Genomic DNA, 12,933 nt, shown 5'->3' on the forward strand with positions numbered 1-12,933 from the left:
TCCTTGCTATTAGTTAGTGCACTAATTATTAGTCTACAATCTAGTTATGGCCGCCGATCGTCCGAATCTCATCCAGTACATCGCCTACTGCTACGGGAAACGCCTGCCTGACTCGATGAGGGACTGGGTCGCCCATGATCTGGCAGGCAAGGGAGCGGTTCGACGGCATATCCTGCGGTGCGCAATTCCGCCGCTGTTCATCCTGGCGCCGTTCTGGCTGCTGCCCGCATCGCTCTATGTCCACATGGAAATGACGGTGCCCATCTATGTGTGGGTGTTGATCATGGCGCACGCCCTGAACAAGGTGTGGCGCCGCCATCGGCTGGTGCAGCACGATCTGGACCCGGGGCTGGTGGACGTGCTCAAGCGTCAGAAGGACGCGCGCATCCATGAAGACTATGCCCGCAGGTTCGGCCCGCGTTCGGGTGACGGCTACTCCAGTAGCGGACCCATCTGACCCGTCGTGGTGTAGTGCTGGTGCGCTGACGCACTATTCGGGCGGTAGATAGTGGGCGACGACAACGCCCGGGCTGGAATCAGCGCCAGCGCGCGCGGTACGGCGGCGCGGCTAATCACGCCGCGGAGTGCATCCGGGCGTTGCTTCGGTGGAGCTCGGTTAACAGCCAGCGACGCCGGCTGTTAGTCCCAGTGCTTCCAGTGGCCCTTGCCGCGCCAGCCGTTGTTGCCGTGCCAGCCGCGATCCCAACCGTTGTCCCAACCGGAGTCGGCGCACACGGTAACTCGGGGATAGGTATCTACCGAGCCGCAAATGTCAGGATCGGCCTTTGCCGGGGTTGCGGAGGCGATACCGCCCAAGAACAAACCACTAGCAACGACTCCAATTGCCAGCCCAAATCGGCTGGCTGAGGGCAGGATTCGTTTCATGATTCACAGCCTACTCCCAGACGAAACTAGTTCGCAAGGGTAAGGAAAATCAGGACAACGTTGAGCGCCGAAATTAGCGCGGCAATAATCCAGCCCAGCAGCGTGGTCACCCGATGATTGGCATCGCTGCCCATCAGCCGGCGGTCGCCGGTCAATCGGATCAGCGGTATGAGGGCGAAGGGAATGCCGAAGGACAACACCACCTGCGATATCACCAGTGCGCGGGTGGGGTCGATGCCCGCCGCGAGAATCGCCAGCGCGGGCAGCAGGGTGATCAGCCGTCGCGCGACGATGGGGATGGATCGGCGCAGTAGTCCTTGCATGATCATCGCGCCGGCATAGGCGCCGACCGATGACGATGCGAGCCCGGATGCCAGCAGGCCGATCGCGAACAGCAGCGCCACGGTGGGTCCCAGGCTGTCGCGGACCGCGGCGTGCGCACCCTCGATGGTGTCGACGCCGTCGCGTCCCCGCAGATTGGTGGCGGCCGCCAGCAGCATGGCCATGTTGACGGCGCCCGCGAAGACCATCGCCAGGCATACGTCCCAGCGCGTGATGCGCAGCAGGCGTCGTCGCGGCTCGCCCTCCGCGGGTCTTCCGTGTCGGTCCCGGGTCAGGCCGGAGTGCAGATACACCGCGTGTGGCATCACCGTCGCGCCCAGCATCGCCGTTGCCAGCAGCAGGCTCTCGGTGCCCTGAAAGTGCGGGATGAGCCCGGCGGCGGCTTCGGGCAACGGCGGCGGCTCCACCACGACACTGGCCAGGAAACCGATGGCGATGATGGCCAGTAGGGCGGATATCACGTATTCGAAGGAGCGCTGGCCGCGGCGGTCTTGCACGGTCAGCAGTGCCATCGAGACTATTCCGGTGATGACACCGCCAAGGAGTAGCGGCAGGCCGAACAATAGATGTAGCGCGATGGCGCCGCCCACTACTTCAGCCAAATCCGTTGCCATGGCGACTAATTCGGCCTGCAGCCAAAATGTCAGCCGAGTGGGCCGTGCCATGCGATCGCCGATCGCCTCCGGTAGCGACTGTCCGGTGACGAGGCCCAGCTTCGCCGAGAGGTATTGCACCAGGCCGGCCATCACGTTGGCGGTGACGATCACCCAGACCAGCAAGAAGCCGTACTTGGCCCCGGCGCTGACATTCGAGGCGACGTTTCCGGGGTCGACGTAGGCAATGGCTGCGACGAAGGCGGGGCCCAGTAGGGAGAGCCCGCGCAATGGCCGTGCCTGCTTCTGTCGCTCCAGCACACCTACCTCCTGTTTCAAGCACTCCGAATAGAAAAGTTAGAGTAGCCGAAACTTTGAGGTCATGCGAGTCCGCGCCGGGGCGGGGGCGCCCGTTGGCTAGTTGGTGCTGGCTTTTTCCGCCTGGCGCTTTTTGACGCTGGCCTCGAGCTTGGCCAGCAGATCGGATACGTCGGTGGCGTCGAGTTCGGTCGGCGCCTCTTCCTTGGTGAATGCCTCGCCGCCTTCGAGTTTGGCCTCCACCATCTCCAGCAGCTGTGACTGATAGGTGTCGTTGTATCGGCTGGGATCGAAATCGTCGGCCATGGACTCCACGACTTGTCCGGCCATTGCCAGCTCTGCCGGTTTGATTTTGACTTCCTGGTCCAACACCGGGAAGTCGGGTTCCCGTATTTCGTCGGGCCACAGCAGGGTGTGGATGATCATCACCTGGCGTTCGCCGAAGTCCTTGACCCGCAGCGCCGCAAGCCTGGTCTTGTTGCGCAACGCAAAATGCACGATCGCGACCCTGTCGGTCTGCGCGAGTGTCTGTGCCAGCAGCACATACGATTTGGAGGACTTGCTATCCGGTTCCAGGTAGTAGCTCTTGTCGTACATCAGCGGGTCGAGCTCGGCGGCGGGGATGAACTCCAACACCTCGATCTCACGGCTGGATTCGGCGGGCAGGCTCGCCAGATCCTCATCGGTGATGACGACCGTGCGGCCGTCTTCGGCCTCGTAGGCCTTGTTGATGTCCCGGAACTCCACAACCTCGCCGCATTCCTCGCAGGTGCGTTTGTAGCGAATCCGGCCGTTGTCCTTGTTGTGCACCTGATGGAACTTGAGGTCGTGGTCCTCGGTCGCGCTGTATACCTTGACAGGGACGTTCACCAGCCCGAAGGCGAGGGAGCCCTTCCAGATGGAACGCATATCCCCAGTATGGCCCACCGGAGCCGCGGAGTCGGCGACATCCGGCCCCGGGGCAACCGCGTTCGTCCGGCTGTCCAACGCCGAGAAAGTGCTGTACCCGGCCACGGATACCAGCCCGGCCACCACCAAAGCGGATGTCTTTGGCTACTACACCGCGATCGCCCCCTTCATGTTGCCGCATATCGCGGGCCGGCCGGTCACCCGCAAGCGGTGGCCCAACGGCATTGACCAGCCGTCGTTCTTCGAGAAGGACCTGGCTTCTTCGGCGCCCGACTGGCTGCCGAGGCGCCGCATCGAGCACAAGTCCCGCTACGTCAGCTACCCGCTGATCGACACCTCGGTCGCCTTGGCGTGGATCGCGCAGCAGGCGGCGCTCGAGGTGCACGTGCCACAGTGGCGATTCGCCGGTGAAAATCCAGGTCCGGCAACCCGGTTGGTATTCGACCTAGACCCGGGCGAGGGAGTCGGCATGGCCCAACTGGCGGAAGTGGCCAGGGCCATCCGGGATGTGCTGGCCGATATCGGCCTGACGACCTTTCCGGTGACCAGTGGAAGCAAGGGCCTGCACTTGTACGTGCCGCTGGCGCAACCAGCCAGCTCGTCCGGTGCGGTCGCCGTGGCGAAGAAGGTTGCCGTCCAGTTGGAGCAGGTGATGCCCGACCTGGTGACGGCGACGATGACCCGACAGCTACGCGCGGGCAAGGTCTTCGTGGATTGGAGCCAGAACAGCGGTTCCAAGACGACGGTGGCGCCCTACTCATTGCGTGGCCGGGCGGTGCCGACCGTCGCCGCGCCGCGCACGTGGGAAGAACTGGACGACCCCGGCCTGCGTCAGCTGCGATACGACGAAGTACTGACGCGGGCCCAGCGTGACGGCGACCTGCTGGCCGGGCTCGACGATGTTGAGATCGCCGAGGACAGGCTGTCCACCTATCGCAGCATGCGCGATCCCACACGCACGCCTGAACCGGTACCGGCAGTCAAACCCGAAGCTGGGCAAGATAATTCATTTGTCATCCAGGAGCATCACGCCACCGCGCTGCACTACGACTTCCGGCTGGAGCGCGACGGCGTGCTGGTGTCGTGGGCGGTGCCCAAGAACCTGCCCCTGGAACCGTCGGTCAATCATCTCGCGGTGCACACCGAGGATCATCCGCTGGAGTACGGCTCCTTCGAAGGCACCATCCCGAAGGGGGAGTATGGGGCGGGCGAGGTGACGATCTGGGACTCGGGCACTTACGACACCGAGAAGTTCATCGACCCGCGCGACGATTCAGGAGCCGACGGCGGGCAAAAAGGTGAGGTCATCGTGACCCTCCACGGCAAGCGAATCACCGGGCGGTACGCGCTGATTCGAACCAACGGCAAGCAATGGCTGGTGCACCGGATGAAGGATCAGCGGCCCGCCGGTTCGATGCCCGTCGGTCTCGCGCCGATGTTGCCGACCACCGGGTCGGTGGCGGGTCTGACCGCCGAAGAATGGGCGTTTGAAGGCAAATGGGACGGCTATCGGCTGATCCTGGAATGCGATCGCGGACAGCTCAGAGCATTGGCGCGCAGCGGGCGCGACGTCACGGCCGAATTCCCGGCGTTGCAACGGCTTGCGCATGAACTGTCCGATCACCGGGTGGTACTCGACGGCGAGGTGGTGGTGCCGGATCGTAAGGGCCTGCCCAGCTTTGCGCTGCTGCAGAATAGGACACCAGGCGCCGACATCAGGTTCTGGGCCTTCGATCTGCTGTATCTGGACGGAAAATCGTTGTTGCGTACCAAGTATCGGGACCGACGTCGACTGCTTGAGGTGCTGGTTACCGGCACCGAATCGATGACAGTCCCGCAGCAGTTGAGCGGCGACGGCGCCGCGGCCCTTGCGTACTCGCAGGATCAAGGCTGGGAGGGGGTGGTGGCCAAGAGGCTGGATTCCACCTACGTTCCCGGCCGAACACAGTCTTGGATCAAGGCAAAGAACTGGAGTAGTCAAGAGGTCGTCATCGGCGGCTGGCGCAAGGGGCAGGGCGGCCGCAGCAGCGGAATAGGGTCCTTGCTCATGGGAATACCCGTCGAGGGTGGTCTGCGCTATGCGGGCCGGGTCGGTACCGGATTCACCGAGAGGGAACTGTCATCGCTGAAGGAGCGTCTAGAGCCCCTGCACCGTGCCGAATCGCCTTTCGATGCGCCGCTGTCCACCGTCGAGGCCAAGGATGTGCAGTTCGTCGAGCCGGTGTTGGTGGCCGAAGTCCGATACGGTGACCGCACCCCGGGCGGAATTCTGAAGCACTCAAGTTGGCGCGGACTGCGCACCGACAAGTCAGTTCGCGACGTCGAGCTCGATCTCGGATAGCGGGTACGGCGGCGCGCCGACGCCGGCCACCGAGAAGTGCCCCCACGGCGTCTGCTCGGTGATGCGTCCCTGTGCGCTGGTGTCACCCACGGCAATGATGACCTGCGTGCCGCCCCTGAGCTCTCCACCCTCGGGTTTGGCGTAAATCGTTCCCTGCCAGTGAAATTTGCCGTCCAAAGGATTGAAGAAGCCGATCAGCCGCACCCGCGATTCGGTGGTGAACTCGCCCGCGGTGATGACGGCCGTCCCGTCGAAAATGTCGTCGTCCGTGCCGTGCTCGCTCACGCGACGAAACCCGTTCTGCGCCACATTCGCCGGGACAACCGGCCCATCAGGCCGGTTTCCTCGAGGAATTTGTACAGCGGCGCGAAGCCGGTCTGCGAGGCTTCCTGGAACGCCGGATTGCTGCGCGCCAGCCGCATGGTCTCGCGGCCCGGAAGCCCGACAGCCTCATACATTTTCTTGTTGGTCAGCAGGTACCGGAAGATCGGTCCGCCCAGACCGTTGGTCAGTCGCAGGATGACCTTGACGCGGGTGGGGGTGCGGTCCAGACGCTGGCGAATGCCGTCACGCGCGAACTGAATATGCCGGGCCTCCTCGGTGACGTGAATCCGCATGAGCCGCTGTACAAGTGGCTGTAGCTCTGGGTCGTCCATGATCTCGCGCTGCAGGGCATCGAAGATTTCCTCGCCGATGAGGGCGGCGACCCAGAGCACCGGGCCCTTGAGCGCCAGAGGTAGCAGGTTGGCCATCACCCGCTGATACCACGGCATCCGGTACGGGGGCAGGCCGGTCTTTTCGATGGCCTTGGCAAACATCGTCATATGCCGTGTCTCGTCACCGATCTCGGCGAGCGAGTACAGCGTCTCACTGCTGACGGGGTTGGCGTGCATCATCACCCGCAGCAAGCCCTGGTTGAGCATGTTCTCGAACCAGATGCCGGTGGAGAGCAGATTCACCATCTCGTGCCGCGACAGCTCGATCTGCTCCGCGCGTGACATGCGGTTCCACACCTCGGTGCCATACAGCGAGACGACCTTGGGCGGCAGGTAGTACTTGTCCGGATCTAACGGCGCGTCCCAATCCAGATCCACCATCGGCTGGTATGAGCGCCGCACCGTGCCCTTGAGGAGCCGGTCGGAGTATTCCTCCCGATTGGGGGTCCGAGCGGGGCCGTTGTTGAGGGTAGCCGTCACCGTTGACAGTCCTTTCCGTTAAGATGTCAAACGTAAACGTTGCAGGTTGAAGGCGTCAAGTGGGACGCGAAGTGCCACGTAATTGTCGTGGCGAATGAAAGTGAGCACCGATGAAAGTGAGCCGGTCGAGCCATCGCGGACGCACCCGCGACCACGGTGAGATTCGCCGTCGTATCCTCGATGCCGCTGAGGAATGCTTGCTGGAGCACGGCTATGAGGCCCGTCTGCACGCGCTGATCGCCAAGAAGGCGGGCCTGTCGCGACCCACCGTCTATAAGCACGTGGGTGATCAGGCCGCGATCATCGAGGCACTGTTCCACCGCGAGTTTCTCCGGTTCGGTGAAATGCTGGAACCCGTCTTCGCGGCTGCCAAGAATCCCCGCACCGGGTTCATCGACGCCATCGTGCGCATTGTGCAGCACGGCCGCCATCACCCGTTGCTACAGAAGGGGCTCAAGGAGAACCCCGAACAGGTGCTGCCGTATCTGACAGTGAAGGCACGCCCGTTCATCGACCAGACAACGATCTTGCTGGCGCCGTACTTCCGTCAGCTGCTCACCGAGGAACAGCTGGCCTCTATCAACGTCAAGGCGGCCGCCGAATGGAGCTTCCGGATTGCGGCCTCACTGTTGGTGACCCCGGGTGTCGTCGAGACCCAGACCGATGAGCAGCTGGGCGACTTCATCGGGAATCTGCTCAAGGTCTCGGCGATCACCGAAGAGATCTCCGCGACGGTGTTGGCTCCCGATTCGGCTGCTTCGTAAGTCGCAATGCGACGGATTCGCGTCATCGGGATCGGCGCCGGCCACCCCGAATATTTGACGGTGCAAGCCATCGCCGCGCTCAATGAGGTCGACGTGTTCTTTGTCGCTGATAAGGGCGATATCAAGGACGACCTGGTCGAGCTGCGCCGACATATCTGCGAGCGATACATCACCGACCCCGACTATCGCTTCGTCGAATTACCTGATCCGGTGCGCGGTAAAGGTGAGTACCGGGGCGCGGTGACACAGTGGCATGCCGAGCGGGCAGCCCTGTGGGCCAAGGCAATTGCGTCTGATCTGCCTGACGGTGGTACCGGCGCGTTTCTTGCGTGGGGCGACCCCTCCCTGTATGACAGCACCCTGCGAATCCTGGATGCGATCCTGGTCGACGACCCGGCCGCCTTCGAGTACGACGTACTGCCGGGAATCACCGCGATCTCCGCTTTGACCGCCCGGCACCGGATCGTGCTGAACGGCATCGGCGAACCGGTGCTCATCACGACGGGGCGCCGGCTACTGGATGAGTGGCCCCGCGCAGGAACGGTCGTGGTGATGCTGGACGGTGATTGCGCGTTCCGGCAGCTGGATCCGTCGACCCAGATCTGGTGGGGGGCGTACCTGGGCACCGAACATGAGCTGCTGGTGGCGGGCACAGTCGGTGAGGTGGGTGACCGGATCGCGCAGGTTCGTACGGAAGCCCGAGCTGACCACGGCTGGATCATGGACACCTACCTGCTGCGGAGTGTCGGCGCGTAGGGGCACACTGGGCCCATGCCCGAACTACCGGAAGTCGAGGCGCTCGCGGATCACCTGCGCCGCCACGCCACCGGGGCCACCATCGGCCGCATCGATATCTCGGCCCTGTCCGTGCTCAAGACCTTCGATCCGCCGATCACCGCTTTGCACGGTCAGCCGGTGACGGGTGCGACTCGCTGGGGCAAGTATCTGGGACTGCAAGCAGGGGATCTGTATCTCGTCACGCACCTGTCCCGTGCGGGGTGGTTGCGCTGGTCGGACAAGCTGGCGGCGGCACCCCTTAAGCCGGGAAAGGGCCCCATCGCGCTGCGGGTGCACCTCGGAACACCTGGTGATGCGCCAGGATTCGATCTCACGGAGGCCGGCACCCAAAAACGGTTGGCCGTGTGGGTGGTGCGAGATCCCGCCGCGGTGCCGCAGATAGCGTCCCTGGGGCCCGACGCGCTCTCTCTCACTGCCGACGGGCTGGCCGACATATTGGCCGGGACCACTGCGCGCCTGAAGAACGTGATCACCGACCAACGGGTGATCTCCGGAATCGGCAACGCCTACAGCGACGAGATCCTGCATGTGGCCAAGCTGTCACCCTTCGCCAGCGGAAAAACGCTGTCCGAAGGGCAACTGACCGCATTGTACGAGGCGATGCAGTCGGTGCTCACCGATGCGGTAGAGCGTAGCGTCGGACAACAGGCGGCAACTCTTAAGGGGGAGAAGCGATCCGGGTTGCGGGTGCATGCCCGCGCCGGGATGCCCTGCCCGGTGTGTGGCGATGTGGTGCGGGAGGTGTCATTCGCCGATAAGTCGTTCCAGTATTGCCCGACCTGCCAGACCGGTGGCAAGGTGCTAGCCGACCGTCGGCTCTCGCGACTGCTCAAATAAAGTGGCAACGTGACGCGACAGAAGATCCTCATCACCGGGGCGAGCTCCGGCCTGGGTGCCGAGATGGCCCGTCAGTTCGCTGCGAAGGGACGGGACCTGGCGCTGTGCGCCCGGCGCACCGAGGCGCTCGAAGAACTCAAGGCAGAGTTGCTGGGCGCCAACCCGGGAATCAAGGTCGCGGTGCGGGCGCTGGACGTCACCAACCACGAATCCGTGCCGGTCGTATTCGGCGAGCTGCGCGACGAGCTCGGCGGCCTGGATCGGGTAGTGGTCAACGCCGGCATCGCCAAGGGTTGGCACCTCGGTGGCGGCAAGTCGTGGGCCAACATCCAGACCATCGAAACCAACCTCATCGGTGCACTGGTACAGATCGAGGCGGCGCTAGCCCTGTTCAAGGAACAGGGCTACGGGCACCTGGTCCTCATCTCCTCGGTGACAGCGGCCAAGGGGCTGCCTGGCACCAAAGCCGCCTATGCGGCCAGCAAGGCCGGACTTTCCTCGCTGGGTGAATCACTGCGATCCGAATATGCCCGCGGCCCAATCAAAGTCAGCACCATTGAGCCTGGCTACATACAGACCGATCTGAGCGCCAAGTCGCCGACCACCCCGATGATGGTCGACACACTGACCGGCGTGACGGCAATGGTGAACGCCATCGAGAAGGAGCCCGGCCGCGCGGCGGTGCCGCGATGGCCGTGGGAACCGGTGATGGCGGTCATGCGGTTGCTGCCGCCCCGGCTGGCGGGGCGCCTCGCGTAATCGGCCGAGGGTTTCCCACATGGGACTTTGTGCCCACGTGGGATGCTGAACCCATGGCCGATCAAGAGAAACCGAACACTTCAGTCACGGTGGACTACGCCGCCGAACTCGACGAACTCGCGAGCCTGCGTGGCGGTATCAGCCGCACCAAAGAGGCCAAGGACGCCTGGAAACAGGGCTATCCCTATGACGAGAAGCTCAGTCGCAAAGAGTATGAGAAGACCAAGCGCAAGCTGCAGATCGAGCTGCTGAAGCTGCAATTGTGGGTCAAGGAACGCGGCGAAAAGATCTGCATCATCTTCGAAGGCCGGGATGCCGCCGGGAAGGGCGGATCGATCAAGCGGTTCACCGAACATCTCAACCCCCGTGGCGCGCGCGTGGTGGCGCTGGAGAAACCCACCTCGGTGGAACAGACGCAGTGGTATTTCCAGCGGTACACCGCGCATCTGCCCAGCGGCGGCGAGATCGTGCTGATGGATCGCTCCTGGTACAACCGGGCGGGTGTCGAGCGAGTGATGGGTTACTGCACCCCCGCGCAGGTCGCCGAATTCCTGCGCGAGGCCCCGGAATATGAACGCATGCTGGTGAATTCGGGAACTCACCTGATCAAACTGTGGTTCTCGGTGAGCCGCAAGGAGCAATTGGCTCGCTTCGAGGCCCGCCGCACCGATCCTGTACGCCACTGGAAGCTCTCGCCGACAGACCTCGCGTCCCTGGATAAATGGGACGCCTACACCGAGGCCAAGGAGGCCATGTTCTTCTACACCGATACCGATAGCGCGCCGTGGACTGTCGTGAAGAGCAACGACAAGAAGCGTGCCCGGTTGGAGGCAATGCGGCACGTGCTTTCGCAATTCGACTACGACAACAAGGACGCAGCCGTCGTGGGCACCCCGGACCCGCTGATCGTCGGCCCGGCCTCGGCGATTTTCGAAGAGGGCGAGAAGGCCGGCTCGCGTTAGCCGCCTCAAGGACTTTCGCTGATTGATCACCGCACTGAGGCAGGGACCTTGGCATCTATCGCCCGATGTGGTGATGGGCGATCATCGGCGTCATGACGCCCGATTCGCAACCCGTGACCCTGCTGGAAAAGTACGAAAGTTGGACCCTGTTGTCCAGCGCCAAGTTGGGGAGGCTGGTGGTGGTGATCGACGGTAAGCCCGAGATCTTCCCCATCAATTTCGTGACCCAGCGCGGTACCGTCCTATTTCGAACAGCGGAGGGCACCAAGCTTTTTGGTGCGGTGGTCAGCGACCAGGTGCTCTTCGAGGCGGACGACTACAACGATATCGGCGGCTGGAGTGTTGTTGTGCGCGGCGCCGCGCAGGTGCTCAGCACCTCGGTCGAGATCGACGAAGCCGATGGCGCCGGACTGTATCCGTGGATCCCGACCCTGAAACTGCATTATGTGCGGATCATTCCGGCACAGATCACCGGCCGCCGGTTCGTGTTCGGGCGTGAACCGGACGGCGGTCACGTGCCGGGCTAGTGCCCGACGTGCGCCTCGGCGCGCATGCGTTCGACCATGTGTGGATAGTGCAGCTCGAATGCCGGACGTTCCGAACGGATTCGGGGCAGCTCGGTGAAATTGTGCCGCGGTGGCGGGCAGCTGGTGGCCCACTCCAGGGAGTTGCCGTAGCCCCACGGATCGTCGACCGTGACAACCTCGCCGTAGCGGTAGCTCTTGAACACATTCCAGACGAACGGCAGCATCGACGACCCGAGGATGAAAGCGCCGACCGTGGACACGATGTTCAGCGCCGTGAAGCCGTCGGTGGGCAGGTAGTCGGCGTACCGGCGGGGCATGCCCTCGTTACCCAGCCAGTGCTGCACCAGGAACGTGGCGTGGAAGCCGATGAAGGTCAGCCAGAAGTGGAACTTGCCCAGGCGCTCGTCGAGCAGGCGGCCCGTCATCTTTGGGAACCAGAAGTACACCCCGGCGAAACTTGCGAACACAATGGTGCCGAACAAGGTGTAGTGGAAATGCGCCACCACGAAGTACGAATCGGTGACGTGGAAATCTATTGGGGGAGCGGCGAGAAGGACACCGGTCAGGCCGCCGAAGAGGAACGTCACCAGGAAGCCGATCGAGAACAGCATGGGGGTCTCGAAGGTCAGTTGCCCCTTCCACATGGTGCCGATCCAGTTGAAGAACTTGATACCGGTGGGAACCGCGATCAGGAACGTCATGAAGGAGAAGAACGGCAGCAGCACCGCGCCGGTCGCGTACATGTGGTGCGCCCACACCGCGATCGACAGCGCTCCGATTCCCAGGGTGGCGAAGACCAGCGTGGTGTAACCGAAGATCGGCTTGCGGCTGAACACCGGGAAGATCTCCGACACGACTCCGAAGAATGGTAGGGCCAGCACGTAGACCTCCGGGTGTCCGAAGAACCAGAACAGATGCTGCCACAGCAGAACCCCGCCGTTGGCGGGGTCGTACAGATGTGCCCCGAGCCGGCGATCCGCCTCCAGTCCGATGGCCGCGGCTGCCAGCAGCGGGAACACCAACAGCACCAGCACGCTGACCACCAGGATGTTCCAGGTGAAGATCGGCATCCGGAACATCACCATGCCGGGCGCACGCATGCACACGATGGTGGTGATCATGTTTACCGCGCCCAGAATGGTGCCCAGACCGCCCACCGCGACGCCCAAGATCCACAAGTCGCCGCCCGCACCCGGAGAGTGGATGGCGTCGGAGAGCGGCGTGTAGGCGGTCCAGCCGAAGTCGGCGGCACCGCCGGGTGTGATGAATCCGGCCAGTGCGATGAGCGCACCAAATAGGAACAGCCAGAACGAGAGTGCGTTCAGTCGTGGGAAGGCGACGTCGGGGGCGCCGATCTGCAGCGGCAGCACCACATTGGCGAAGCCGAACACGATCGGCGTGGCGTAGAACAACAGCATCGCGGTGCCGTGCATGGTGAACAGCTGGTTGTACTGCTCATTGGAGAGGAATGCCAGCCCCGGCGTGGTGAGCTCGGCGCGGATGAGCAGCGCCATCAAGCCACCGACCATGAAGAAGGCGAAACATGTGACCAGATACATGATGCCGATCAACTTGTGATCGGTGGTGGTAACAAGCCGGTAGATAAGAGAGCCTTTAGGCCCTACGCGCGGGGGAAAAGGACGACTTGCCGTCAGCTCGACAGATGATGTAGCCACAGGAAACCTCCATACGAAAACAGTGC

14 protein-coding genes are annotated in these 12,933 nt (G+C 63.2%); 8 read left to right on the forward strand and 6 right to left on the reverse strand.

Annotated elements, in window-relative coordinates; all coding sequences use genetic code 11:
• Positions 1-46 precede the first annotated feature (46 nt).
• Entirely contained in the window at positions 47-457 is a 411-nt protein-coding gene (locus MAB_RS05355; RefSeq protein WP_005082955.1) for a DUF5313 domain-containing protein, read from the forward strand.
• Between the two features lie 182 nt (positions 458-639).
• Here the strand turns inward: MAB_RS05355 and MAB_RS05360 are convergent, their stop codons facing one another.
• The 3 genes from MAB_RS05360 to ku form a co-directional block, all read right to left on the reverse strand.
• Positions 640-822, reverse strand: a complete 183-nt coding sequence (locus MAB_RS05360) for a hypothetical protein (RefSeq protein ID WP_005066334.1) — start codon at positions 820-822, stop codon at positions 640-642.
• 89 nt (positions 823-911) lie between these two features.
• Positions 912-2,141: an Nramp family divalent metal transporter gene (locus MAB_RS05365; RefSeq protein ID WP_005082954.1), complete on the reverse strand. Its 1,230-nt coding sequence runs from the start codon at positions 2,139-2,141 to the stop codon at positions 912-914.
• A gap of 96 nt (positions 2,142-2,237) precedes the next feature.
• Positions 2,238-3,047, reverse strand: coding sequence for a non-homologous end joining protein Ku (gene ku / locus MAB_RS05370; protein WP_005066336.1), 810 nt, complete (start codon positions 3,045-3,047; stop codon positions 2,238-2,240).
• Between ku and MAB_RS05375 the strand changes: the two genes are divergently transcribed.
• Positions 3,037-5,388: an ATP-dependent DNA ligase gene (locus MAB_RS05375; RefSeq protein ID WP_005109719.1), complete on the forward strand. Its 2,352-nt coding sequence runs from the start codon at positions 3,037-3,039 to the stop codon at positions 5,386-5,388. The two genes, ku and MAB_RS05375, sit on opposite strands and share 11 nt — an antisense overlap.
• On the opposite strand, the gene MAB_RS05380 is transcribed toward MAB_RS05375, so the two are convergent.
• Together MAB_RS05380 and MAB_RS05385 are read right to left on the reverse strand one after the other, a co-directional pair.
• Positions 5,356-5,673, reverse strand: a complete 318-nt coding sequence (locus MAB_RS05380) for a DUF4873 domain-containing protein (RefSeq protein ID WP_005073751.1) — start codon at positions 5,671-5,673, stop codon at positions 5,356-5,358. The genes MAB_RS05375 and MAB_RS05380 overlap by 33 nt on opposite strands.
• Positions 5,670-6,584: an AurF N-oxygenase family protein gene (locus MAB_RS05385; protein WP_005066339.1), complete on the reverse strand. Its 915-nt coding sequence runs from the start codon at positions 6,582-6,584 to the stop codon at positions 5,670-5,672. The genes MAB_RS05380 and MAB_RS05385 overlap by 4 nt, the downstream gene beginning before the upstream one ends.
• A gap of 110 nt (positions 6,585-6,694) precedes the next feature.
• Between MAB_RS05385 and MAB_RS05390 the strand changes: the two genes are divergently transcribed.
• The 6 genes from MAB_RS05390 (at position 6,695) to MAB_RS05415 (ending at position 11,231) form a co-directional block, all read left to right on the forward strand.
• A complete protein-coding gene (locus MAB_RS05390; protein ID WP_005082949.1) occupies positions 6,695-7,348 on the forward strand; it encodes a TetR/AcrR family transcriptional regulator in 654 nt (217 codons plus the stop codon).
• A gap of 6 nt (positions 7,349-7,354) precedes the next feature.
• Positions 7,355-8,104: a precorrin-6A synthase (deacetylating) gene (gene cobF, locus MAB_RS05395; protein ID WP_005109722.1), complete on the forward strand. Its 750-nt coding sequence runs from the start codon at positions 7,355-7,357 to the stop codon at positions 8,102-8,104.
• 15 nt (positions 8,105-8,119) lie between these two features.
• Positions 8,120-8,983 carry an Fpg/Nei family DNA glycosylase gene (locus tag MAB_RS05400; protein ID WP_005082947.1) on the forward strand — a complete coding sequence of 288 codons (864 nt, stop codon included), beginning with the start codon at positions 8,120-8,122 and terminating at the stop codon, positions 8,981-8,983.
• 9 nt (positions 8,984-8,992) lie between these two features.
• On the forward strand, positions 8,993-9,742 hold the full coding sequence (locus tag MAB_RS05405; RefSeq protein WP_005087938.1) for an SDR family oxidoreductase: 750 nt from the start codon (positions 8,993-8,995) through the stop codon (positions 9,740-9,742).
• Positions 9,743-9,795: 53 nt separating this feature from the next.
• Entirely contained in the window at positions 9,796-10,704 is a 909-nt protein-coding gene (gene ppk2, locus MAB_RS05410) for a polyphosphate kinase 2 (protein WP_005082944.1), read from the forward strand.
• A 92-nt stretch (positions 10,705-10,796) separates the two neighbouring features.
• Positions 10,797-11,231: a pyridoxamine 5'-phosphate oxidase family protein gene (locus MAB_RS05415; RefSeq protein ID WP_005082943.1), complete on the forward strand. Its 435-nt coding sequence runs from the start codon at positions 10,797-10,799 to the stop codon at positions 11,229-11,231.
• On the opposite strand, the gene ctaD is transcribed toward MAB_RS05415, so the two are convergent.
• Positions 11,228-12,907, reverse strand: coding sequence for an aa3-type cytochrome oxidase subunit I (ctaD, locus tag MAB_RS05420; protein ID WP_005098822.1), 1,680 nt, complete (start codon positions 12,905-12,907; stop codon positions 11,228-11,230). The genes MAB_RS05415 and ctaD overlap by 4 nt on opposite strands.
• Between the last annotated feature and the right edge of the window lie 26 nt (positions 12,908-12,933).

Source organism: Mycobacteroides abscessus ATCC 19977, from assembly GCF_000069185.1.
Taxonomy (GTDB): domain Bacteria; phylum Actinomycetota; class Actinomycetes; order Mycobacteriales; family Mycobacteriaceae; genus Mycobacterium; species Mycobacterium abscessus.

What these genes read in the sequence shown, in the direction of transcription:
- ppk2 (WP_005082944.1), top strand. Translation starts at nt 9,796, where the DNA reads ATGGCCGATCAAGAGAAACCGAACACTTCAGTCACGGTGGACTACGCC.
- MAB_RS05375 (WP_005109719.1), top strand. Translation starts at nt 3,037, where the DNA reads ATGGAACGCATATCCCCAGTATGGCCCACCGGAGCCGCGGAGTCGGCG.
- MAB_RS05400 (WP_005082947.1), top strand. Translation starts at nt 8,120, where the DNA reads ATGCCCGAACTACCGGAAGTCGAGGCGCTCGCGGATCACCTGCGCCGC.
- cobF (WP_005109722.1), top strand. Translation starts at nt 7,355, where the DNA reads ATGCGACGGATTCGCGTCATCGGGATCGGCGCCGGCCACCCCGAATAT.
- MAB_RS05415 (WP_005082943.1), top strand. Translation starts at nt 10,797, where the DNA reads ATGACGCCCGATTCGCAACCCGTGACCCTGCTGGAAAAGTACGAAAGT.
- ku (WP_005066336.1), bottom strand. Translation starts at nt 3,047, where the DNA reads ATGCGTTCCATCTGGAAGGGCTCCCTCGCCTTCGGGCTGGTGAACGTC.
- MAB_RS05390 (WP_005082949.1), top strand. Translation starts at nt 6,695, where the DNA reads ATGAAAGTGAGCCGGTCGAGCCATCGCGGACGCACCCGCGACCACGGT.
- MAB_RS05355 (WP_005082955.1), top strand. Translation starts at nt 47, where the DNA reads ATGGCCGCCGATCGTCCGAATCTCATCCAGTACATCGCCTACTGCTAC.